The organism is Paenibacillus vortex V453 (genome assembly GCF_000193415.1).
GTDB lineage: Bacteria > Bacillota > Bacilli > Paenibacillales > Paenibacillaceae > Paenibacillus_AQ > Paenibacillus_AQ glucanolyticus.
Genome location: NZ_ADHJ01000053.1, coordinates 71786 through 96558, shown reverse-complemented (window position 1 = coordinate 96558; position 24773 = coordinate 71786). Strand labels below are relative to the sequence as shown.

General features: G+C 51.0%; 19 protein-coding genes. 14 read left to right on the top strand and 5 right to left on the bottom strand.

Features of this window, described 5'->3' with window-relative positions:
- Positions 1-144 precede the first annotated feature (144 nt).
- From PVOR_RS27160 to PVOR_RS27130, 8 genes are all read left to right on the top strand, one after another.
- On the top strand, positions 145-1953 hold the full coding sequence (locus tag PVOR_RS27160; protein ID WP_006212770.1) for a sensor histidine kinase: 1809 nt from the start codon (positions 145-147) through the stop codon (positions 1951-1953).
- A complete protein-coding gene (locus PVOR_RS27155; RefSeq protein WP_006212769.1) occupies positions 1928-3481 on the top strand; it encodes a response regulator transcription factor in 1554 nt (517 codons plus the stop codon). Before PVOR_RS27160 ends, PVOR_RS27155 begins: the two co-directional genes overlap by 26 nt.
- A gap of 234 nt (positions 3482-3715) precedes the next feature.
- Complete coding sequence (locus PVOR_RS30865) at positions 3716-3904, top strand: hypothetical protein (RefSeq protein ID WP_160164040.1); 189 nt, start codon at positions 3716-3718, stop codon at positions 3902-3904.
- A gap of 89 nt (positions 3905-3993) precedes the next feature.
- Positions 3994-4956, top strand: a complete 963-nt coding sequence (locus PVOR_RS27150) for an ABC transporter permease (protein ID WP_006212767.1) — start codon at positions 3994-3996, stop codon at positions 4954-4956.
- 15 nt (positions 4957-4971) lie between these two features.
- Positions 4972-5880, top strand: a complete 909-nt coding sequence (locus PVOR_RS27145; RefSeq protein ID WP_006212766.1) for a carbohydrate ABC transporter permease — start codon at positions 4972-4974, stop codon at positions 5878-5880.
- Between the two features lie 98 nt (positions 5881-5978).
- A complete protein-coding gene (locus PVOR_RS27140) occupies positions 5979-7691 on the top strand; it encodes an ABC transporter substrate-binding protein (RefSeq protein ID WP_006212765.1) in 1713 nt (570 codons plus the stop codon).
- Between the two features lie 172 nt (positions 7692-7863).
- Positions 7864-10254 (top strand): glycoside hydrolase family 95 protein, encoded by a 2391-nt coding sequence (locus PVOR_RS27135; RefSeq protein ID WP_006212764.1) that lies wholly within the window; start codon positions 7864-7866, stop codon positions 10252-10254.
- A gap of 86 nt (positions 10255-10340) precedes the next feature.
- Positions 10341-12374, top strand: coding sequence for a beta-galactosidase (locus PVOR_RS27130; protein WP_006212763.1), 2034 nt, complete (start codon positions 10341-10343; stop codon positions 12372-12374).
- A 174-nt stretch (positions 12375-12548) separates the two neighbouring features.
- Here the strand turns inward: PVOR_RS27130 and PVOR_RS27125 are convergent, their stop codons facing one another.
- From PVOR_RS27125 to PVOR_RS27115, 3 genes are all read right to left on the bottom strand, one after another.
- Complete coding sequence (locus PVOR_RS27125; RefSeq protein WP_006212762.1) at positions 12549-13124, bottom strand: dihydrofolate reductase family protein; 576 nt, start codon at positions 13122-13124, stop codon at positions 12549-12551.
- A gap of 249 nt (positions 13125-13373) precedes the next feature.
- Positions 13374-15011, bottom strand: coding sequence for a response regulator transcription factor (locus tag PVOR_RS27120; protein ID WP_006212761.1), 1638 nt, complete (start codon positions 15009-15011; stop codon positions 13374-13376).
- Positions 14989-16773, bottom strand: coding sequence for a cache domain-containing sensor histidine kinase (locus PVOR_RS27115; protein WP_234973111.1), 1785 nt, complete (start codon positions 16771-16773; stop codon positions 14989-14991). The genes PVOR_RS27120 and PVOR_RS27115 overlap by 23 nt, the downstream gene beginning before the upstream one ends.
- Positions 16774-16951: 178 nt before the next feature.
- Here PVOR_RS27115 and PVOR_RS27110 point away from each other — a divergent pair, with 178 nt between their 5' ends.
- The 4 genes from PVOR_RS27110 to PVOR_RS27095 all read left to right on the top strand — a co-directional run bounded on the left by PVOR_RS27110 (position 16952) and on the right by PVOR_RS27095 (position 22222).
- Positions 16952-17833, top strand: a complete 882-nt coding sequence (locus PVOR_RS27110; RefSeq protein WP_006212759.1) for a carbohydrate ABC transporter permease — start codon at positions 16952-16954, stop codon at positions 17831-17833.
- 21 nt (positions 17834-17854) lie between these two features.
- On the top strand, positions 17855-18673 hold the full coding sequence (locus PVOR_RS27105; RefSeq protein ID WP_036643633.1) for a carbohydrate ABC transporter permease: 819 nt from the start codon (positions 17855-17857) through the stop codon (positions 18671-18673).
- A 67-nt stretch (positions 18674-18740) separates the two neighbouring features.
- Positions 18741-20027 (top strand): ABC transporter substrate-binding protein, encoded by a 1287-nt coding sequence (locus PVOR_RS27100; protein ID WP_006212757.1) that lies wholly within the window; start codon positions 18741-18743, stop codon positions 20025-20027.
- A 155-nt stretch (positions 20028-20182) separates the two neighbouring features.
- A complete protein-coding gene (locus PVOR_RS27095) occupies positions 20183-22222 on the top strand; it encodes a beta-galactosidase (RefSeq protein WP_006212756.1) in 2040 nt (679 codons plus the stop codon).
- Between the two features lie 308 nt (positions 22223-22530).
- Here PVOR_RS27095 and PVOR_RS27090 read toward each other — a convergent pair whose 3' ends face one another.
- Complete coding sequence (locus tag PVOR_RS27090) at positions 22531-22872, bottom strand: hypothetical protein (RefSeq protein ID WP_036643523.1); 342 nt, start codon at positions 22870-22872, stop codon at positions 22531-22533.
- 191 nt (positions 22873-23063) lie between these two features.
- Between PVOR_RS27090 and PVOR_RS27085 the strand changes: the two genes are divergently transcribed.
- Both PVOR_RS27085 and PVOR_RS27080 read left to right on the top strand, forming a co-directional pair.
- Positions 23064-23966 (top strand): hypothetical protein, encoded by a 903-nt coding sequence (locus tag PVOR_RS27085; RefSeq protein WP_006212754.1) that lies wholly within the window; start codon positions 23064-23066, stop codon positions 23964-23966.
- Complete coding sequence (locus tag PVOR_RS27080) at positions 23963-24514, top strand: hypothetical protein (protein WP_006212753.1); 552 nt, start codon at positions 23963-23965, stop codon at positions 24512-24514. Before PVOR_RS27085 ends, PVOR_RS27080 begins: the two co-directional genes overlap by 4 nt.
- Positions 24515-24573: 59 nt before the next feature.
- Here the strand turns inward: PVOR_RS27080 and PVOR_RS27075 are convergent, their stop codons facing one another.
- A complete protein-coding gene (locus PVOR_RS27075; RefSeq protein ID WP_006212752.1) occupies positions 24574-24753 on the bottom strand; it encodes a hypothetical protein in 180 nt (59 codons plus the stop codon).
- Between the last annotated feature and the right edge of the window lie 20 nt (positions 24754-24773).

Here is a 24773-nt window from a genome sequence, read left to right as displayed (position 1 = left end):
GAGTCGGGCTTCTTCCATATTTTAGTTGGCCTTGGATGAATGGCAATGCTGATATAATAGGCCTGCGGCAAGCATAAGTGCACTGTTTTGTAATCGCTTTCCTAAAAAATGCCGAAGACTAGAGGACAGGAGCGAGACGGTCCGATGTTATCCAATTTCATTCAAATTATGAACGACATGAAGATCCGCAACAAACTAATATTGTCCTTTGTTGTTGTGGTTTTTGTACCGGTGGCCATCGTGGGGATATTCCTTACGGGAGAGCTCCGGAAATTCGCTTTGAACAATGCTTTGGAACAGGCTTATCAGAATGTGGACCGCATTAAGAAACGGTCAACCGAAGTTATCAACGTGGCGGACGATTTATCCTATCGCCTATCGTATGATGAGCGTCTGAAGAATGTTGCCAACCGGCAATATGAAAGCGTATACGACGTATTTGTAGCATACAGGGAGTACCCTGACTTGCAGCAGGCCATTCGGATGTATAAGGAAATATCGAATATTCGCTTTTATAGCGACAACCCCACCATGCTGAACAATTGGGAATTCATATACCCGGAGGGTGAAATCAGGAGAACCGAGTGGTATCGGCGAGCCGAAGACAATATCGGCGTCATCTACTGGGATTATGTTCGAGATGAACGGGATCAGAAGGTATACCTCAGCCTGATTAAAGGGGTCGACCTGGGAAGCAAGGACAATCTGGGTGTATTGGTGATTAACGTGAACACCGGCTTGCTGAATACGATTCTGAGCCAGGAAACGTTCGACACGATTATAGTAGACAGCAAGAACAATATCGTTGCGGCCAACCGCCCGGAGCTGTACGGAAAGACTTTGGCGGAAATTCATGATAACAACGGCGCTGTGTACAACGCCAGTGGAAGCTATGAATCCGTCATTGACGATGAAGCCTCCAAAGTTCTGATTGAGCCGTTGAATACGGAATCGGGCGTAAACGGCCTGCGTATTATCTCCATTTTTTCGATCGACAGCATTGTGTCGGATGCCAACCGAATCAGCAAGCTGGCAATGACGGTTATTATTGTGAGTCTGCTGTTGGCCGTTATCCTCATTTACAGCTTCTCTGCGCTGATCTCTAACCGGTTGCTGCGTCTCAGCAAACATATTACGAAGGTGGGTACGGGTAACCTTGGCGTTGCCATGGCCATTGACGGCAAGGATGAAATCGGCCAACTGTCGCGTCAGTTCAACTCCATGGTGGGCAATGTTAACGACCTGATGAACGAAGTGCAGGAGTCCAACGAACAGAAGCGGTTAATGGAGCAGAAGCAGAACGAAATCAAATTCAAAATGATGGCCAGCCAGATCAATCCGCATTTTCTGTTTAACGCGCTGGAGTCCATTCGCATGGAGGCGCATCTCAAGGGTGAGAGTGAAATCGCCAGGATTGTGCGGCTGCTTGGCAAAATGATGCGGAGCAACCTCGAGGTGGGCAGTGGAAAAACAACGATTAGGGACGAGATCGAGATGGTGCAGTGTTATCTCGACATTCAAAAATTCCGCTACGAGGATCGTCTGAAATATGAGCTTCAGGTGGATCCCGATGCGAATCACATCAGAATCCCACCCTTGATCATCCAGCCGCTTGTCGAGAATGCGGTCATACACGGGATGGATCACAAGGAAGAGGGTACCTTCATAAGGGTTAGGGTCACGGCCGCCGAAGGGATGCTGCACGTCATCACCGAGGACAATGGAGCGGGCATATCTCTGGACCGGTTAAAGATGATCTATGGTTATTTGAACGATACCGACGAGAAGGACGGCGGACGGATCGGGCTCCGTAACGTTCATGTTCGTCTGCAGCTCACCTACGGCCCTGAAGCGGGGCTGATCATATATAGTGAACCGGGAACGGGAACACGTATTGAATTCAGGATTCCGACAGGAGGAGAGAAGGATGTTGAGAGTGTTAATCGTGGATGACGAACCCAAGCTGCGTGAGGGGTTGAAAAGCATTGTGCCTTGGGGCGAACTGGGGTATCAGATTGTGGGCACAGCAGCGAACGGGAGCGAGGCATTGGAGAAGCACAGACACCTAGCCCCTGATGTGATGCTGGTTGATATTCGAATGCCGGGTATGGACGGATTACGGCTAATTGAAGCCATACGGACCGTGGATGCTGCGATTCATCTGTTGATCCTGAGCGGATACGCTGATTTTGATTATGCCAAGCGGGCCATCTCCCACCGCGTTGACGGGTACCTTCTGAAACCGGTAGATGAAGAGGAGCTTCGCCAATATTTGCTTCAGATTAAGGAAGCGATAGAACAAGAACAGGAATGGAGGACATTGAACAGAGCAGCTTCCGATATGAGTCGTGAGCAGTTCATTCAAACCTGGTTCAGCCAGGAGAGTAAGCCGGACCCGGCTTGGCGGCAAATCGCCGAGAAGATGGGGCTGTTATGGAATCATTATCAGGTGCTGCTTATCCATGATCATCGGCATGTTGAATCCGGGCAGGAGGGCAGCCATCTGTTGAAAAACAGGCTGATTGAGGCTTTTGAGGAACAGGGGCATGGCGTGGTATTTTCAATGCATGACTATATCGGCATTCTAATGCCGATTCCGGTTCTGACGGCAGGAGGAAGGAAGGAGCTGCTTCAGATGGCGGAAGGAGCTGCAAGTCTTGCAGGCACTGCAATTACATCTTCTCTAGGACGCCAGGCTCACCGTCTGGAGGAGGTCCCAAGCTCCTACCGCTGTGCCAAGGAACGAATTCGCGAACGCTTCTTCTATGCGCCGGGGGAGCTATTATTCTCTGGATCTGAGCGATTTGCGGGTGACATTTCACGCGACGAGCAGCAACCCTATGATCCGTTGCAGTGGATGGAACAGCTCTATTATGCCGTGGATGTGGGCAATGTCGAGGTGCAGCGAAATCTGCTGCGCTCCGCCGCTTATGCCATGGTCCATGAGGGATACAGCGAGGAGGGAATGAAGCGTTCGTTCGTTGCGCTCCTCACCGGCGTGTACAACAAGCTGATGCAGCATCATACCGAGCTCCAGTCGCGGACGAAGGAATATTCGGATCGGATCGCCGCGATATTCCGTCAGCGGACGGCGCATGATTTATGCCAGCATTCATCTCAATTTCTGGAGGAGCTGATCTGGCAGGCAGGCAAGGGGGGGCGGGACCAGGAGATGAAGCGGATCATGGATTTGATCCAGCGCAATTACAGCGAGAATATCAAGCTGGAAACCCTGGCGTCGGTATTTAATTACAACAGCGCTTATTTAGGGAAAATGTTCAAGAATACAACCGGAGAATATTTTAATACCTATCTCGACAAGGTCCGGATCAGCAAAGCCAAGGATTTTTTGAAGCAGGGCATGAAGGTGTATCAGGTCGCGGAGAAGGTAGGTTATACCAACGTGGACTATTTCCACAGCAAGTTTAAAAAATACGTCGGCACATCCCCGTCCAACTACCGCAAGGAGCTGGATCTGTAATTTAGCCGCTGATTCGCACAATGTGACCGAGCCCGGATGTGGCGCCGAGGTTATACAGCCCATTGTGACAGAGTATCGCATGAGTAACCGCAGTGAGCCGGCACACGGCAAATAGGCTTCAAGCAGCTCCGCGCCATAAATACTTTCATATATCGCTGCCCTTTAAGACGCGACTAAGGCACGCGTCTTTTTGTTTTTCCTGTGCCTCCCCCAAGGCATTACCGTGGGAGCCGAATGCTGCAAAGCATAGAGCGGAGGGGCCGGAATCGTATCGGAGAAGCGGCAGCGGTCACCTTTAAAGCCGGGGAACCACCGCCCCGTGTCAATCGAAGTTTCCCGGGTTTAACAGCGATCGGAGATACGATCCGGACACGGAGCGGCATAGAGGTCTTTCGCATTTTCACTCCCACCGTTAATGTCTAATTTTTATATGATTTTTAAGCCAATCCTTTGGGTACTTCCCTGCCGCAGCCTGGTTTATCATCAGAATATACAAGAGAGGAGGGGTTGGTTTGAAAGCGGTAACAAAGACAGAAGGCAGCATCCAACCTGCCGCAAAGAGAAAGAAAGGCTTCTGGGCCACTTTCAAAGAGCAGAAAGTACTGTATGGAATGTCGCTCCCATTTATCGTCATTGTGTTCATCTTCAGTTACATGCCGGTATGGGGCTGGTTGATGGCATTCCAGAATTATAAGCCCGGCAGGGGCATATTTGACCAGAAGTGGGTGGGTCTGGACCATTTCATCGCCCTGTTCTCTGACGATAAGTTTTATCTGGTGCTGCGAAATACACTCGCCATGAGTTTCATGGGATTGATTGTCGGATTTACGATTCCGATTCTATTCGCAGTCTTGTTGAATGAGCTTCGTGGAAGCGTATTCAAGAGGACGGTACAGACGATATCTTATCTCCCGCATTTTGTGTCCTGGGTTGTGGTAGCCGGTATCGTAACCAAGATGCTGTCCACAGATGGAGGCGCTGTCAATCAGCTGCTGATGTGGCTGGGCTTCATCGATCAGCCGATACAGTTTATGGCTCAAGGGAATCTGTTCTGGTATATCGTAACGGGTTCAGATATATGGAAGGAAATGGGCTGGAGCGCGATCATTTACTTGGCAGCGATTTCAGGGATTGACCAGGAGCAGTTTGAGGCAGCCAAGGTCGACGGTGCGAGCCGGATTCGCCAGATATGGCATATCACGCTGCCCAGCATCGCTCCTACGATTGCTATTCTGATGATCATGTCGATCGGGCATCTGATCAGTATCGGTTTCGAGAAGCAGTTTTTGCTGGGCAACCCGCTGGTGGTTGATTACTCGGAAGTATTGGATCTGTATGCTCTGAACTATGGGCTTGGCATGGGACGTTTCTCATTCGGTACGGCAATCGGGATGTTTAACTCCATCGTAAGTATCATCTTGTTGCTGCTCGCCAACGGGGTGTTCAAAAAATTCACCAAGCAATCCATTATGTAAGGGGAGGGAAGCAGCATGGCACGAACCAAAACAGCATTCAAGCCCACGCTCTCCGACCGCGTGTTTGATATTTTCAATTTTACATTTATGATGCTGGTCATGATTGTCACCCTGTATCCGTTCCTGAACGTTCTTGCGATATCGCTGAACGATTCCGTTGATACGGTGCGCGGGGGAATCTACATCTGGCCACGGGAGTTTACGCTGGAGAACTACGTGCAGATCTTTAAATACGAAGGCTTGATTACCGGTTCAAAAATCACCATTCTTCGAACGCTGGCAGGAACCTTCCTTGGTCTGCTTAGCGGAACGATGCTGGGGTATGTCCTCAGCCGAATGGATTTTCAGGGAAGGAAGTTCATGTCGACCTTTCTTGCGCTGACGATGTACTTCTCGGGCGGCATGATTCCGGTGTTCATTCTGATCCGCGACTTGAACATGATGAATTCGTTTCTGGTCTACATCATTCCGGGAATGGTCAGTGCGTTTAACGTATTTGTTATCCGCTCCTTCATCGACAGCTTGCCTTACTCGCTGCAGGAATCGGCGAAGCTTGACGGGGCCAGCGATTTTACGATCTATTACAGAATCATTCTTCCGCTTTGCAAGCCCGTGCTGGCTACCATCGCGTTGTTCCTGGCAGTCGGGCAGTGGAATTCATGGCTAGATACGTATCTCTACAACGGTAACGCTCCCCATCTCACGACGCTTCAATTCGAGCTGATGAAGGTGCTGCAGAGCACGCAGGGGCAAACCAGCGGCATGATGTCCGGGCAGAATATGGCGGAAATCGTGAAGCAGGTCTCGCCGGAATCTATCAAAATGGCAATCACGATTGTGGTCACGGTTCCGATATTGCTCGTCTATCCGTTTCTGCAGCGGTATTTCGTGAAGGGCATGACACTCGGCGCTGTGAAAAGCTAGCATTCATGTACGGTATCAGCAGGGCTTGCGTCCTGTTATACGATAGATTTTTTTGAAAAATATCAGAACATTTAAAAAATCGATTAGGGGGTAAAGCAATGAAACACAAGCAGAGATTGTCACTGCTGCTCGCTATGATGATGCTGGCTACGTTCGTTCTTGCGGCGTGTGGCAACGGCGACAGCAGCAATAGCGCCAACGGCGGCAAAGATGGCAGTGGCGGAAGCGATACGCAGCAGGAAGAGAAGCTTGAGCCGATGACCATGACGTATTACAGCGCCGATTCCAATGCGAATTGGGCTAACATGCAGGATGCGGTCGGCAAGAAGCTGACCGAGAAGACCGGCATTACGATTCAGGCCGAATACGCGGTGGATGGCTCCAATCAGAAGCTTCCGCTGATGGTGGCGAGCGGCGAATATCCGGACCTGGTATTTGCCAAGGGCGATGCCAATCTGTTCGTGGATTCCGGCGCGTTTATTGATTTGACGGATTTAATTGAAGAGCATGCGCCGAACATCAAGAAGGTATACGGTGACTACATGAGCCGTCTGAAGTGGAGCAACGAGGACGAGGCTATCTATGTGCTTCCGACACTTGCAGCGGTGGACCATCAGATGCTTGATGCGGGCGGCACGTTCCAGATCCAGCATGAAGTGCTGAAGGAACTCGGATACCCGGAACTCAAAACCGTGGAGGATTACGAGAAAGCGTTGAAGGATTATTCCGATAAACATCCGACCATTGACGGACAGCCAACGATTCCGCTCACGCTGAATGCGGACGGATGGAGAATTATGATCTCCGTCACCAATCCGGCCTTCATCGCGACCGGCGCATCCGATGACGGTGAATATTATATCGACCAGGAAACGGTGGAGGCGAAGCTGCACTACAAGCGCCCGGAGGAGAAAGAGTATTTCCGCTGGTTGAATCATATGAACGCTACAGGACTTCTGGATAAAGAAACCTTCGTACAGAAAACGGACCAATACGAAGCTAAAATTTCCTCCGGCCGCGTCCTTGGTGTCATTGACCAGGAGTGGGGCTTCGGCAATGCAACGAATGCGCTGAGATCCGCCGGCAAGGAAAATCGCACGTATGCAAGATTCCCGATCCAGCTGGACGAGTCCAGTAAGGATGCAACGTTCCAGAACGCGGGTTACGTCGCAGGATGGGGTGTGGGAATTACGACATCCGCGAAGGATCCTGTTCGGATTATCAAGTTTCTGGATTATTTGGCCTCCGAGGAAGGGCAAGTTTTGATGAACTGGGGAATTGAAGGCGAGCATTACGACGTCGTGGACGGCAAACGCGTCATTCCGGAAGACGTGCAGGAGCGCAAAACCTACGATAATGCCAACTTCACCAAAGAAACGGGAATCGGCTTGTACAATGCCATGTTCCCTCGTTACGGCGACGGTGTGAAGGATTCGACAGACAACTACTATACAACGAACTTCCCGGAGACCATCATCGAGAACTATACGCCATCCGCCAAGGAAACGCTGAAGGCCTACGGCGTGGAAATGTGGAAGGACCTGTGGCCGAAACAAGAAGAATTCGAAGTGAAGCCATGGGGCGTGGCTTACAACATTCCGGTACCAAGCGACTCCAATATCAATATTACCTACAAAAAAGTGGAGGAGATTACCCGCAAACGCATTCCTGAAATTATTCTGGCCGATCCGGCCAAATTCGATGGGCTGTATGATCAGTTCATTAAAGAGCTGAACAGTGCAGGTGCAGAAAAAATGGAACAGGAATATACCCAGCTGGTACGTGACCGCGTCAAACTTTGGAACGATTAAAGGAATAGGGGAATAGAAGGGGCCGGCTGCATGCGGCCCCTTTTGCCGCTATCTGAAGGCCGGGATTGTATAGCTGCGTCCTTTTGCTCATCGCAGAAATACGGTTGGGGGTTGAAGGATTTGAAGAACTCTTCGAGAAGACACTTATCAACAGGAATAAGGGGGGATTACAGTGAATCCAGCGAAGCAATGGACCTCAAAGCTATGGTACCGGGAACCGGCAGCCAAGTGGGAAGAAGCGCTCCCGCTCGGGAATGGCCGGCTGGGTGCAATGGTGTTCGGGGGAGTAGAGGAAGAGCGCATTCAATGGAATGAGGATACACTCTGGTCCGGATTTCCAAGGGACACGAATAATTACGAGGCACGACGGCATTTGGCAGCCGCAAGGAAGCTCATCACATCCGGGAAGTACAAGGAAGCGGAGGAGCTGATTGAGGACAAGATGGTGGGAAGGGGCACGGAGTCCTTCCTGCCGCTAGGAGATCTGTTGATCAGACAGTCGGGAATTCACGGCCACCGGACGGAATATCGGCGCGAACTGGATTTGGATACGGGGATCGCGTCCGTTCGCTTTCAGTCCGGCGGTTCGGCTACCTATGCCAGGGACATGTTCATCAGTGCCGTTGACCAGGTAGCGGTTATACGCTGTGCGGGCCCGAATTACGAAGACATCCGGCTGGATATCAGGCTGGACTCTCCGCTGCGGCATGGTACACGCCGCTGTGCGGAAGACGGGTCCCTGGTGTTATATGGACATGCTCCAACCCATATTGCTGACAATTACAAGGGCGATCATCCCGGGTCGGTACTCTATGAAGAGGGGCTCGGCATACGGTATGAGATGAGGCTGCTGGCCTTGCCGGACAGCGGTCAGGTGACGGTGGATGACCGTGGCATGCACATCAACGGGAGCGGCCCGGTCACCCTGCTGATTGCGGCGGCAACGAATTTTGCAGGCTTCGACCGTTCTCCGGGCTCTGGAGGAATTGATCCGTCCGTTATATGCAGGAAGAGGCTTCAGGACGCGGTACAGCATGGATATGAGGAACTGCGCGCGAGGCATGTGAAGGATCATCAAGCATTGTTCCGGCGTGTGGATCTTCGGCTTGAAAGCCTGGATTGTGAGCGGTCCACAGAGAGTGCGGCGACCGACGAGCGCATGAAAGCGTACAGGGAAGGGCAGGAGGATCCGGCACTGGAGGCACTGATGTTCCAGTTCGGAAGATATTTGCTCATGGCGAGCTCCAGGCCGGGAACACAGCCTGCACATCTGCAGGGAATATGGAATCCGCATGTACAGCCGCCATGGAATAGCGATTATACAACGAATATCAATACCGAGATGAACTATTGGCCGGCAGAGACAACTCATCTGAGCGAGTGTCACGAGCCGTTGATACAGATGATTCGGGAGCTTAGCGTGAGCGGGCGCCGGACCGCGAAGATTCATTACGGAGCCCGCGGATGGGTTGCCCACCATAATGTGGATCTATGGCGCATGGCAAGCCCGAGCGATGGGAGAGCGATGTGGGCTTTCTGGCCCATGGGTGGCGCGTGGCTGTGCCGGCATTTATGGGAGCGTTATCAATTTCAGCCAGACCTTGAATATTTGCGGGGAACGGCATATCCGTTGATGAGGGAAGCGGCGCTGTTTTGCCTGGATTGGCTCATTGAGGACGGAAAAGGCCATCTGGTGACCAGTCCGTCAACATCACCGGAGAATCAGTTCCTCACCGCGGAAGGCGTGCCTTGCAGCGTGTCTGCAGGCTCCACCATGGATATGGCCATTATTCGCGATTTGTTCCATAACTGCATAGAAGCGTCGCAGCTCTTGGGGCAGGATGCTGATCTGCGGGAGGAGTGGGAGTCGGCGGCCGCACGGCTGCTCCCTTACGGAATGGACGGGGAGGGCAAACTCATGGAGTGGAGCGAGCCTTATCGGGAAGCAGAGCCTGGTCATCGGCATGTGTCCCATTTATATGGACTCTATCCGGGTTCCGATATTACCCTTCAAGGCACGCCGCAGCTAGCGGAGGCCGCATATCGTACGCTATCGTCCCGCATCAGCAATGGAGGCGGACACACGGGCTGGAGCTGTGTGTGGCTCATTAATTTGTTTGCCCGGCTCCGGCAGGCGGACAAGGCCTATGGTTATATCCGGATGCTGATTTCCCGCTCGATGCACCCTAATCTGCTTGGAGATCATCCTCCGTTCCAGATTGATGCGAATTTTGGAGGGACTGCAGGACTTGTGGAAATGCTGCTCCAGAGTCATCTGGGGGAGCTTCAGCTGCTCCCTGCGCTGCCCTATGCATGGAGGGAAGGCTCCGTAAAGGGCTTGAAGGCGCGCGGCGGATTTATCATCAATATGGAATGGAGCCAGGGGCTTCTCATTTCGGCAAGCCTCACCTCAACCCATGGTCAGCATTGCAGGCTGAATTACCCTGAGTCTCTTATCGTTACAAGGGAAGACGGAAGTGTTGTGAAGACGCAGGAGGACGGTGCGTTTGAAACGGTGATCGGGAGCACTTATTATATTACGCCGGTTACCAACAAGGCCTGATCGAACAAGGGCAAGGGCTGCTCATGAATGGACCGTTCGAGTTGAATGTATACCGGATCTAAAATCTTAAAGGAGCTGAGTCCAATATGATTAACGAGAAGTTACCCAAAATGTGGTATGGCGGCGATTATAATCCGGAGCAGTGGGATGCGGATGTCTGGAAGGAAGATGACCGCATGTTTAAACTGGCGGGCATCGATGTAGCTACCATCAATGTATTCGCCTGGGCTTTAAGTCAGCCGGATGAGGAAACCTATGATTTTGGCTGGTTGGATGAGACGATAGACCGGCTGTACAGCAATGGAGTGTACGTCTGTCTGGCAACCAGCACAGGCGCACATCCGGCCTGGATGGCGCGTAAATACCCGGATGTGCTGCGTGTCGATTATGAAGGGCGGAAACGCAAATTCGGCGGCCGCCATAATTCCTGTCCGAACAGCCCCACCTACCGTAAATACGCAACGATTATGGCCGGGAAGCTGGCGAGGCGTTATAAGGTACATCCGGCCGTCCTGATCTGGCACGTATCGAACGAGTATGGAGGTTACTGTTACTGCGACAACTGTGCAGCGGCATTCCGTACCTGGCTTCAGCAGCATCACGGGACGCTGGATGCCGTAAACAAGGCATGGAATACCCGTTTCTGGGGCCACACCTTCTATGACTGGGAGGATATTGTTGTGCCTAACGCTCTAAGCGAGGAGTGGTCCGGCAGCCGGACCAATTTCCAGGGCATATCCCTGGATTACCGCCGTTTTCAGTCGGACAGCCTGCTGGAATGCTATAAGCTGGAGCGGGATGAATTGAAGCGGATCACGCCGGATATTCCGGTGACCACCAATCTGATGGGCTTCTATCCGGAGCTGGATTATTTCAAATGGGCCAAAGAGATGGATGTTGTATCCTGGGACAACTACCCGTCGCTGGATACTCCGTTCAGTTATACTGCCATGACGCATGCCTTGATGCGTGGGCTTAAGGGCGGACAGCCCTTTATGCTGATGGAACAAACGCCAAGCGTGCAGAACTGGCAGCCGTATAACTCCGCCAAGCGTCCGGGCGTTATGCGATTATGGAGCTACCAGGCGGTCGCCCACGGTGCGGATACGGTGATGTTCTTCCAACTTCGCCGCTCGATCGGTGCCTGCGAGAAATATCATGGAGCCGTCATTGAGCATGTGGGCCATGAGCATACACGCGTGTTCCGCGAGTGCGCGGAGTTGGGCAAGGAGCTGCAGCAGTTGGGGGACCGCATTCTGGATGCCCGTTCCGACGCTAAAGTCGCAATCATCTATGACTGGGAGAACCGATGGGGCATTGAGCTGTCGAGCGGTCCGACCGTGGCCCTCCATTACGTGGATGAGGTCCATAAATATTATGATGCCTTGCATCAGCTGCATATCCAGACCGATATGATCAGCGTTGAAGAGGACTTCAGGAAGTATGAGGTAGTCATCGCACCTGTAATGTACATGTCGAAGCTGGGATTCGCAGAGCGCGTTGAGGCTTTTGTAGCGCAAGGCGGAACGTTTGTGACAACCTTTTTCAGCGGTATTGTGAACGAGAACGATCTGGTGGCGCTGGGCGGTTATCCCGGAGAGCTGCGCAAGGTCATGGGAATCTGGGCCGAGGAAATCGACGCGCTGCTACCTGGCCAGCACAATCAGATCGTGATGCGAGGACGGCAGGGCCGTCTGGAAGGCACCTATGACTGCGGAATTCTGTGCGACGTGATTCATGCAGAGGGAGCGGAGGTTGTTGCCGAATATGGCTCAGATTATTATCAGGGCATGCCGTCGTTAACCGTCAACGCCTTCGGGCAAGGGAAAGCATGGTATGTGGCGACAAGCCCGGAACCCAAATTCCTGAAGGATCTGATGCAGACCATCTGCAACGATCATGGCATTGAGCCGGTCCTGAAGGCTCCTCAAGGCGTCGAGGTAACAAGACGCATCAAGGAAGATAAAGCATTCACCTTCGTGCTTAATCACATGTCAGAGAGCAAATCCGTTCCCCTGGACGGGGATACCTATGTGGACCTGCTGACAGGGGAGGAGCATCGGGATACCTGCGAAGTTCCGGCACGAGGCGTGATGATATTAGAGAAGCGGAGGGGGTAGAGAGAGCATGAGGACTTTTTGATGAAAGCAAATAGGATAGGGGTCGTTTTTGGAAAAGTCTATGTTAAATTCTAATTCTAATGCTGATTTGTGACCATAAGAAAACCGCCTTTGTGAAAAGGCGGTTCATTGAGCTATCGTCTCCCGTTAGCGTAATCACCTTAAGTGACAAGGTCATCTTACCGTCTGGTAAAAGAGACCTATGGCTCCAGAATCAAAGGTCTTGTTTTCGATTAGCTTAAGATTGATCTTCTCCTTGAGACCTTGGAATAACGGCAATCCCTTACCGATCAGGACGGGAGAAACCGTAATTTTATACTCATCAATTAAATCAAGCTGCATAAGGTGGTGTGCGAACCTAGGACTGCCGAGGATGACCATATCCTTGCCTGGCTGCTGTTTGAGGTTATTGATCTCTTCCTCGACATCTTCTTTCACGAGTCTGGAATTATTCCATTCGACTTTCTCCAGCGTTGTGGAGAAAACGATTTTGGCTGTCTTTTCGATCCACTCGGCATGATTTCGTTCATGCTGCGAAGCGGATGGGTTTGAAGGTACAGATGGCCAGTAACTGTGCATCATCTGATAAGTCCCACGTCCCCAAATGACAGTGTCGGCAGTACTCAGAATTTCTTTCGCATGTTTCTCCAAATCAGCATCGTAGGAAACCCAGCCAATGTCCATTTCACCATTCGGCCCTTCTACAAAACCGTCAAGCGATGCGTGCAGAAATAGAACGAGTTTTCTCATTTTCAGTTCTCCTTAGTTTATAAGGGATATATATATTATAAATTAACTACATCTTAGCAGAATTCAACTCGGGTTGTTTCTTATGGATTGCTAATCTCAAACCTGCCCTTTTCGACAACGCCTGAGAGATTTGACGTTGCAATAATTTTCTCAATTGTTGAAGCGCCGTAATCTGACGATCCACTTGGGTATGCTCAGGTTTTACAACAAGTAAAAGTTCCAATTTAAGGTACAGGTGAATTAGACGGGTTACGTATAACCGCCCGTTAGCTTGCGGAACTCCTTGGGGGAAATGCCCTCTTGCTTCTTAAATACAAGACTGAAGTATTTCTCGTTCTTGAAGCCTACCATCTCGGAGATCGCTGCCATCTTCAGGGCCGGGTTTTGCAGCAGGATTTTGGCTTTGGAGATGCGGATCCGGTTTAGATGCTCCGGGATGTTAATCCCGTGTTTTTGCTTGAATTTGCGGGAGATGTACTCCCGGCTTACGTGAAAACGGTTTGCAATATCATACAGGGATACATCGTTCTGATAATTCTGCTCGATAAACGCCGTAATGTCATGGATCAGGTCTTGACCTGTTTGCTTCTGGGACTGCACAAGCGAGGCCAGCAGGCTCATCAGCGCTCCCCAATGCTGCTGCCACTCCGCCAGGGAGCAGATATACTTGTCCGGGCTTGGCCGCTCCATGTTGGCGCTTTCTTCTTTGTATAATTTCAATAGTGTTTCAGACGAAGGGTTTGCAGCTTCATGAATGACATGGTTGGCGAATCTTTCAATTTCCCGGTCCCAGCGCTCCAGAAGCTCCGGCGTGAGGATGCCGCTTTTGCGGATGGCCGCTATCCAGGTTTCTACTGCTTCGGCGATGGGTCCGGGTTGCCCGCTAAGGATAGCAAGCCTCCATGAATCTTCAAATCCGCTGAACTGCACGCCATTATGATGATCGGCAGCGGCGAGATGCTGTTTCTCTCCATCATGGATGAAATGGTTCAGCACCGTTAAATCACGCGAATGAAGGGCAGCCGAGCTGCGGGCATACAATTCGGGAATGTCTTGGGGGTACCGGCCGTCAGAACTGATGCCAAAATGCATGTGGCGCGACAAGGTGCGGTGCATCCCCTGATTGATCTCTTGAAGCCTCGTAGGCAGCGTGGCAAGCTGATCCCACAACAGAATAACCAGCTGGTGCGGAGAACCGAAGTGACGGAAGGCGATCCCGGTCCGGTCCTTTTGCAGAAATTCATTGCATATATTCAGCAGGGCAAACATGAGCAGGTCCAGATGGCGGCCGAAGCGGTTAAAAAGCGCATGATCGGTCTTGTCCATCTGCATGACGGCCAAGCGTATGGTCTTCGTGTCCTCCGGTACGATGCCTTCGTCCCTGAGACGGTTGACCACCTGGGAGTGGGCACTCCTGTCATCGATGAGGCTCGACAGCAGCTTCTCCGAATAGACCGGCCGGTACTCGTTCACCTGAACATGCTGCTGCCGCGCCGCAAGGCGCTCCTGCTCCTCGGCCCTCCAGGCCGTGGTTGCTTTGCGGACTGCTTGGTTAATGACGGTCTCCTCGATAGGCTTCAGGATATAGTCCGTGCCGCTGTACCAGATCGTGTTGCGCACGAATTCAAAATCGTCATGCCCGCTGATAACGATGAATTTGATATCCGGGTAATTTTTGTGAATCCATTCCATCAGGTCGACACCGTTCTTGAGCGGCATCAGCATGTCCATCAGCACGAGGTTTGGCCGGAACTTCGGAATCAGCTCCATGGCCTCCAGCCCGTTGGCTGCTTCTTCAATATCGGTTATCCCGTGCTCTTCCCACTGGACCAGCAGCCGGATGGCTCTTCGCACACGAGACTCGTCATCCACGATTAATGCCTTCATCCGTTTCACCTTCCACATTTATAGTCAGCACAACCCGAAAGCCGTGAGGCTGGTTGTTTTCGATGTTGAATTTGGATTTTCCGCGATAATACAGCCTGAGCCTTGTCATGATGTTGATGAGCCCAATTCCGCTGCTGTCTTCCGCTTCTATCTCGGAATGAACCTGCAGCTGTTCCAAATCCATCTCTTCCATCAATAATAAGTGTTCCTGGAGTGCTTGGAATTTCTCATCCTGCATTCCGTTTCCGTTATCCTCGACCGTGATCTGAACGATGGAGGCCGAGAGGCGGCGGCTTTTTAATGCGATGTAATTGTCTTGTGTCAGAGGGTTCATCCCATGCTTGAAAAAGTTCTCGATCAGCGGCTGAACCAGCATCTTCGGTATCAACACCTGCAAAGTCGACTCATCCACATCGTAACGGAAGTCGAACTGATTCTCAAATCTCTCTTTTTGCAGCTCGACATAATCGTGGATATGATCAAGCTCTGTGCTCAGTGTGACCGGTTTATCGGTGTTGTACATGCTGTATCTCATCATTCGGGCCAAGGCCGAGATCAGGGAGTAAATCCTCTTCATCCCATGCTCCAGTGCAAGCGTTCCGATCGTTTGCAGTGCATTGTTCATAAAATGCGGGTTTACCTGGGCCTGCAGCGCCCGGAGCTGATTGGTCCGGTTCGCGAGTTTCAGCTTGTATTCCTGCAAAATAAGGTTGTTGATCGTATCCATCATGCTGCCGAATCTGCGATGCAGGGTTCCGATTTCGTCCTTGCGGTCGGAGGAGATATCAACGGTCATTCGTCCGCTTTTCACTTGGCTCATGAGTCCTACCAATTGTCGAATCGGTGCTGTGATGTACACCGAGATCCAGATCATGGCGATGATGATGAGGATCAAGGACACGCCTAACAGTGAAATGTTGACAAATGCCGCTTTTTCCGCGCTGCTCAGAATATAGGAGGACGGAATTTCCTTGATCATTGTCCAGTCGCTGACAGACGTCTTGATATTGTTATATAAATAGATTTTGTTGTTATATTCGAAATGACCTTCCTTGTGGCCGGATTCCTTTATTTTGCTATACCAGTCTTCCTGGATCTGCCGACCCAGCGTGGCTTCGTTACCGGAATACATGACATGACCGTCTTCATTCACAATATAGAGCTGCTCATGCTCGGGCTGAAACAGCTGACCGCTAATTCGGCTGAGGAAATTCATATTCAGATCAATGGCGAGAATACCCAATCGTTCCGAAGAAGGGACTCGTTCAATGACTCGGTACATCGTGAATACTTGTTGATCGGCTTCATAAGGATAGGCTAATTGAAAGCCGTATGTGTGAAGGGGATGGGGAGGCTGAATGGACACCGTATGGCTCTTTAGATCGGGTATTTCGGGATAAAGCGCGACATCGCTTGTCTTTCTGGCGATATCCTGCGCGAACAACGTAGCTTCTCTTTTGCCGTCAACATAGAGATAGACCTGCCTTGCGCCGCTTATAGCTTTATTGATCGATTGCAGCGTAGCGGATTGCCTGCCGCTGGCATTGATATTCTCGTGGCTGTAATAGAGGCTGCGGAAAAAATCCGGATCCGAATAAACCGTAAGGGAATTACGGTTCATGTCTTCCAGATAGCTCTCCAAATTCAACCGTCCCTGATAGAGAAGGTTCATATTCTCAACAACCGCCCGTTCCTTGAGCGAGTTGGTTGTCATGACATAACTGATGATCATGGAGATGGTGGTCGGAATGATGGTAGCCATGATCATGAAGGTAATTAATTTAGTGCGTATGCTGTTCCAGTTCAATATTTTCACCGCCGATCAATTTTCTATACCAATTAGTTCACATCCTATGGTAGTGCCAGGGTCTTCATCTTAGCATAATTAAATCATAGAGAAATGGATAGAGAAACGATAGGACAAGCGGAGGGGGATTTACATGAACAGCAAGAGAACGGCTGCCTTGACGCAGCAGTTGGTTTATATCGGACCCGCGCTGCTGTTTTTCGGTATTACGATCATTATCCCATTTGTGATGGGGATGTATTACTCGTTCACCAACTGGAATGGTGTATCGGGGAATGTCGAATGGGTGGGGCTGGACAATTTCAAACAGATTTTCACAAATGACAGCGCATTCGCACAGTCGTTCTGGTTCACCACCAGGTTTACGATCGTGGGTGTGCTTCTAACGAATGTGGTCGGTTTTTTCCTGGCCTACTTCTTGACAAAAAACATCCGGGCGCGCAACTGGCTGCGGACGATCTTCTTTATGCCGAATGTGATCGGCGGATTGCTGCTCGGTTTCATCTGGCAGTTTATCTTCGTGAAGGGCTTTGCAACCGTTGGCGAGGTTACGGGAATTCCGTTCTTTAATCTTCCATGGCTGGGAGACGAAGTGACCGGCTTTTGGGGGATTGTGATGGTATTCGTATGGCAGTCGTCAGGCTATCTGATGGTCATCTACATTGCGTCCATTACGAATGTATCCAAGGAAGTGATGGAAGCCGCTGAAATTGATGGAGCGAACCGCTTCCAGGTGCTGAAGAGCATCATCGTTCCGCTCATTATGCCAGCGGTCACCGTCTGTTTGTTCCTGGCGATCTCATGGTCATTCAAAATGTTCGATTTGAACCTGTCCCTCACAAAAGGCGGACCGTATCGCTCCACGGAGTCACTGGCCATGAATGTGTACAACGAGGCGTTCCTGAATAACCGGTATGGACTCGGGACAGCCAAATCTTTGATTTTCTTCCTCGTTGTTGCGGTCATCACACTCATTCAAGTCCGATTAACGAAACAGAAGGAGGTTGAAGCTTAAGTGAGAACGAAGAAACCTCCGATGTCGGCTTCCCATATCGTATTGCAGATTGTTATGGTGGTTGTGGCTCTGATCTTTCTGGCACCTTTTTATTTCCTGCTGGTGAACTCGGTCAAATCGCTGGGGGATATTATGGTGGATGCGGCCAATTGGCCGACTGCGTTTCACTTTGACAATTACAGCAAGGCATGGGAAATGACCCGCTTCCCGGAAGCATTCACGAATTCCATCATCATTACGGTCATCAGCAACCTGATCATCGCCCTGCTGAGCGCGATGGCCGCTTACCGGATGGTTCGGTCCAATACAAGATTCAATCGCATCGTGTTCATGCTGTTTGTATCGGCTATGGTCATTCCGTTCCAATCCATTATGATTCCACTTCTTCAGGTCATTAACTTCCTGGGCGTTAACAACAGCATCGTAGGCTTGATTCTCAGCTATCTGGGCCTCGGCATACCGCTGTCGGTCTTTCTGTTCCATGGTTTTGTGAAGGGGATACCACTTGAAATCGAAGAGGCTGCTACGGTGGACGGAGCTTCCCCGTTCAAGGTATTTGCCCGGATCGTTTTGCCTATGCTGAAACCTATGATGGTGACGGTCATCATCCTGAACTGTCTCTGGGTCTGGAATGACTACCTGCTGCCATCCTTGATCCTGCAAAGTCCGGAGCTGCGTACCATTCCGCTCGCAACCTTTGCATTCTTCGGGCAGTACTCGAAGCAATGGGACATGGCGCTGCCGGCTCTGGTGCTGGGCATTACGCCGATTATCATCTTCTTCCTGTCATTGCAGAAGTATATCGTTGAAGGCGTCGCTGCCGGCTCCGTTAAGGGGTAGGGCAGCCGGGCGCTTCCTACATTGGTTTTCCATCATTTATATATAAACATTACTAGGGGGTAGTAAGATGAACAAAATGAAATTATCACTTGTGATGCTGCTGGCTTTCTCCATGCTGCTGGCAGCGTGCGGCGGCAAGTCGGAGGGAAGTCAAGGCGGGAGCTCGGACGGGGCCTCTGGTGAAGTCAAGACGGTTAAGATTTTCCAATTCAAAACCGAAATCGTGGATGGCTTGAATGAGCTCAAGGTGGAATTTGAGAAGGAATACCCGAACATCAAGCTGGATATTCAAACGGTAGGCGGCGGTGCGGACTATGGCGCTGCACTGAAGACCAAATTTGCGTCCAACGATGCGCCTGATATTTTCTCCAATGGCGGCGATGCCGAGATGGAGATGTGGATCGACCGTCTGGAGGACTTGTCCGACCAGCCTTGGGTGAACGATCTGGTTGAGATGGCGAAGGAGCCGATGACCAAAGACGGTAAAGTATACGGCATGCCGATGAACCTTGAAGGATGGGGTTATATCTACAATAAAGATTTGTTTGAGCAAGCAGGCATTACCGAGCTCCCGAAAACCTATGCCCAGCTGGAGGAAGCTGCGAAGAAACTGGAAGCTGCTGGCACAACTCCTTTTGCGAACGCTTACCAGGAGTGGTGGTTGATCGGCAACCAGGGCATTAACCCGGCATTTGCCCAGCAGGATGATCCGAATGCATTTATTCAGGGCTTGAATGACGGAACGCAAAAATTTGCAGGCAATGCGAAGTTCGAAGAGTGGGCCAAGCTGATGCAGTTGACCTTGGATCATGGCAACAAGAACCCGCTGACTACGGACTACAACACGGCGATTTCCCTGCTGGCCACCGAAAAAACAGCCATGATGCAGAATGGCAACTGGTCCCAAACCGAGATCGATGCCATCAACCCTGATCTGAATCTCGGCTATCTGCCGATGCCGCTTGGCGACAATGCGGAGCAAAATGATAAGCTGAACGTGGGCGTTCCTGCGAACCTTGTTATCAACAAGGATTCCGCATCGAAGGAAGAAGCAAAGATCTTCCTCAACTGGTTTGTCACATCCGATATCGGTAAAGAGTACATCGTGAAGAAATTCAAATTCATTCCGGCATTAACGACCATCGAAGCGACGCCGGAAGATATGGGCGACCTGGGCTCGGCTGTGTGGGAATACGTCCAAGCCGGAAAAGTGCTGCCAAGACAATCTGCCAAGTTCCCTGACGGGGTAGCGCAGGAATTCTCAGGCTCCATGCAGGCGTTCTTTGCAGGCAAGTCCGACGCAAACAAGATGCTTGAAGACATGCAGACGTCTTGGGACAGCCTGAGCAAGTAAGCGGCAGGTAGTGCTCGTAATGTGTAAGTAGATCTTTCATAAGAGGTATGATCCCTTGTTCTTAGATACAAGGGATGGTGCCTCTTTTCTTTTAGACAGATTATCAACATCGATTGACGTTTTTCTTATTGGACACTCATAAAGGAGGCAATTCTATGATAAATCAGCGTGTTCCGAAGATATGGTATGGCGGAGACTATAACCCCGAGCAATGGGATAAGGCCACGATGGAAGAAGATCTGCGGATGTTTGAGCTGGCAGGGGTCGATGTGGCAACTCTCAACGTATTCTCCTGGGCAAAAACACAGCGCGATGAGCATAGCTACGATTTCACATGGCTGGATGAAATTATGGATCGTCTGGCAGAGGAAGGGGTCCATGTCTGCCTGGCAACAAGCACGGGGGCGCATCCTGCCTGGATGGCCAAGAAATATCCGGACATTCTCCGAGTGGATTACGATGGACGCAAGCGCAAATTCGGAGGGCGCCACAACTCATGTCCAAACAGCCCGACGTATCGCAAATATTCTGCGCTGATGGCGCGCAAGCTGGCTGAGCGGTACAAGGACCATCCGGCACTCGTGATCTGGCATGTCTCCAATGAGTACGGCGGCTATTGTTATTGTGATAACTGCGAATCGCAGTTCCGTATTTGGCTGAAAGAGCGTTACGGCACGCTCGATAAACTGAATGCCGCCTGGAATACCGGGTTCTGGGGCCATACCCTTTACGAGTGGGACGAAATTGTGGTGCCGAATGCACTCAGCGAAGAGTTTGGCGGGAATCGGACGTTCTTCCAGGGGATATCGCTGGACTACCGTCGCTTCCAGTCGGACAGCCTGCTTGCCTGCTATCGCCTCGAACGGGATGAACTGAAGAAGATTACCCCGGACATGCCGGTGACCACGAATCTGATGGGCTTTTATCCGGAGCTGGATTACTTCGAGTGGGCGAAGCATATGGATGTTGTGTCCTGGGACAACTATCCCGCAATCGATACGCCGGTAAGCTTTACGGCGATGTCCCATAACCTGATGCGGGGTTTGAAAAGCGGCCAGCCATTCATGCTGATGGAGCAGACCCCGAGCGTTCAGAACTGGTCGCCTTACAATTCCGCGAAGCGCCCCGGCGTGATGAGATTGTGGAGCTACCAGGCTGTAGCCCATGGCGCAGATACGGTGATGTTCTTTCAGCTGCGCCGTTCCGTGGGGGCCTGCGAGAAGTTCCACGGCGCGTTGATTGAGCACGTGGGGCATGAGCATACCCGCGTCTTTCGGGAATGCGCGGAGCTGGGCGCAGAGCTGCAGCAGCTCGGAGACCAGCTGCTCGGTTCCCGCTCGAACGCCAAGGTGGCGATTATGTATGATTGGGAGAACCGCTGGGCGCTGGAGCTTTCAAGCGGACCTTCCAAAGCCCTGAACTATGTGGACGAGGTTCATAAATACTACGACGCGCTGTACCAGTTGAATATTCAGACCGATATCATCGGTGTTGAAGAGGATCTGGGCAAGTATGATGTGGTGGTTGCGCCCGTAATGTATATGGTGAAACCGGGTGTAGCCCGGCGTGTGGAGCAATTCGTATCCCGGGGAGGAACCTTTGTGACCACTTTCTTCAGCGGCATCGTCAACGAGAACGATCTTGTGACCCTTGGAGGTCATCCTGGCGAGCTGCGCCACGTGATGGGAATCTGGGCTGAAGAGATCGATGCCCTACTTCCTGGGCAGCACAATCAGATCGAATTGAATCAGGAATGGGGATCACTGCGTGGAAGTTATCCTTGTGGATTGCTGTGCGATGTCATCCATGCGGAGACAGCGGAGGTTCTGGCTGGGTACGGTTCTGATTTCTATAAAGGAACTCCTGTTGTAACCAGGAATAGGTTTGGAGAGGGACTGGCCTATTATGTAGCCAGCAGCCCGGATTCGAAGTTCCTGCAGGGCTTTCTTGCTAATCTGTGCGAAGAGCAGGGGGTGAAGCCGCTGCTGAATACACCAACCGGGGTAGAGGTTACGGAACGGGTGAAGGATGGAGGTTCCTACCTGTTCGTATTGAACCACAACGCCGAAGAGATGACGTTCGAAGCAGGTTCTGCCAAGCTATTCGATCTTCTGAGCAACCGGCAGGTTTCAGGTCATGTTACGATTCCGGGAAGGGACGTTATGATCCTGAAACGGTCCGCTGCCCAGTCTTAAACAGGTCCAGGAAGAGAAAAAATGGGACTCTGGTTAGGTGGCAGAAGCCTGCGCTGCTTGCTGAGTGCCAGCGCGAAACGGCCCATCGCTATATGCTGGGACCGAGGGCCGTTCAGACGCGGGATTGGCCATCCCTGCGATGCATGGAGATGTCCAGAAACATATGTGGAGATACAAGCGAGAATAGGGATGTTGTGTAGCCTTTTTATGTACCTTTTCGTTCGTTTGAGCACCAGCGTGCAAACAGCCTAAAAGAACCGCCAGATGAATCATGCTGGCGGTTCTTGGCGTTTTTCAATTCGGCTGCGTCAGGTTGCCTTGATGGTGTAAGTACCACGCTCCGTTGTGAGTACGACATGATTGTCGTGGATCTCCGCAGCTTTAAGCCCATCCAGCCCGATGACATAGGCGTTGGTTGGCAGCGGTGCTGTGTGGCCCGCAGTCATGACAACACCGGAACCGTGCAGCAGCAAAGCGCTGCGATCCCCATAACCGTCAATGGACGGCTCCTGATGCTGATGATGCTCCAATCGTTCCAGCTGTAATTCAATCTGGTCCTGATCTTTGTCTTCTTCCTTGGATATGTGAAGGGTGTGGCTGCTCTTGGATTCAAGCCAATTCGTAATTTCTTCGATGGATGGATTCATCATGGACACCTTCCTTGATTTCGATTGCTTCAAATAGTCTGTCCATGAATCGGCCTCCTTATTTCAAATTTCAATTCGAGAGCCCCTCCGGAGAAATGCACCGAAAAATTAACGCTGTGCAAACCCCCTTATTATATTTACGTGTTAATATAGTTAAAGAATATGAACAAACGCATGATACATAAGGAGGGGCCATGAGCAAGAAGTGGTATTATGTGCTCGCCATCCTGCTGGTTGCCTGCAGCTGGATCGGAAATGTCTGGTATTATGAAGCCAACCAACTGGGAAGAACGGTATTCCTTGCGCATCATGTTGAGACATCGGATAGGGAAGGGCACGTGTTTGACTTGTATTATATAGAGGACAAACGAGCCGATAAGACCCTGAGCACCATTCAGATCGAGGGTTACCCTGAACAGATCGTGACACCTTACCCCAAATATGCAGAGTACCAAAGGCAGTATTTAGGGAAAATGATGGTGAATTTAAATAACCCTGCTCGAGGGCAGGGCGTGGCGGAAGAGCTGCTTAAGGAGCCAGTGCTTGTCCGCGAGATCACCGCGCTTTACTCCGATGGAACCTCGGAACAGGTGGACGTAGGCGAAATTTACATTTGGCCTGGTACATATAACGAAGTCAAACCCGTGGAGTGGACCTCCGTTGGATCCTCGTCGGATCACTCGGGATACAACTCCGCGGTCATCAAGCGGCCGCTTCAGTTAACAGCGTTCTCCTCGAAGTTTCTGAATATCGCAGAAGAAGGAGCTTTGCAAATCTATGCCGATATCTCGGGTCAAGGGCCGGGTACAAGTTACCGCCCGCTACCTCCGGAGTCACAGATGGAACAGAGCGGTATGCCTATTCAGGAGATACAGCTTCCAGCGAAGATGAATCAAGGGGACTCTTTTAGGATCAGCCATCAATTTAACATGCCGTCTCGTGAGAAGAGTATGCAGGTGTATCAGTTAATGCTGAGAACAACGTTTACGGAGGAAGGAAAGGGTACTTGGCATGAAGATACGATCATACCTTATCATCCAAGTCCGACCGATAAAGAAATGACGGCATATGTCCGCGAAAGAAGGAAGGGATTATGAGAAGCGCTTGGTATCGTATACTCTGGGGGCTGCTCTTTGTACTCATCGATCTGAAGGTTGAAATGGTGGATATACTGCCCGATATGCTGGGGTATCTGCTGATTGCCTCAGGGTTATGGCGGCTGCAGCGATTGAACGGATATTTTAGGCTGGGACATCTGTCGGCTTGGCTGCTGCTGGTGTGGTCGGCGGCTTCATTATTTTGGTTCCCCGAGGTCGCAATGGACAGCGTGCACATGCAATCGGTTAAGAACCTGTTCATTCTACTGCCTGCCGTGCTCCTGCATACGGCATTGATTTACAGTATTTGCAGAGGGATTCAAGCTCATTATACAGGCACGGAATCCGAATTGGATAGGAAAGCCCGCTTCCGGCTGCACCTGTTTATGGCTGGGCAGCTGTTATTGCTTATCCTGTACCCCTTCATGCTGAATCTGGATTCGGGGGATATGATGTCTGTTATTTTCATCTGCTCACTTCTGGTGATGGTTGCTGAAATTACAGTTCTGTTTCTCGTTAGATCAGCGGGAGGGGAATGGATTGAGTAAGTAAATGGATTAGAGACGGTATGAGCGATTGGGATGGTTTATGCCGGGTTTAGGCTGATTTAACTGTTGTCTTTACTGGGATGATAAACAATTGTAACGCCCAACTGATTATATATTTCCTCGGTGTAGTGGTGATCCGGGCAATGCTTGATCGTAGCCATGTCTTCCTGCTTGGAGATCAGCTTCTGCTCGCAGTCAGGACATCGGTCCTGGAAGAGAAATTTCAGCTTGTTTAACATGATCGCCACACACCTCCCTG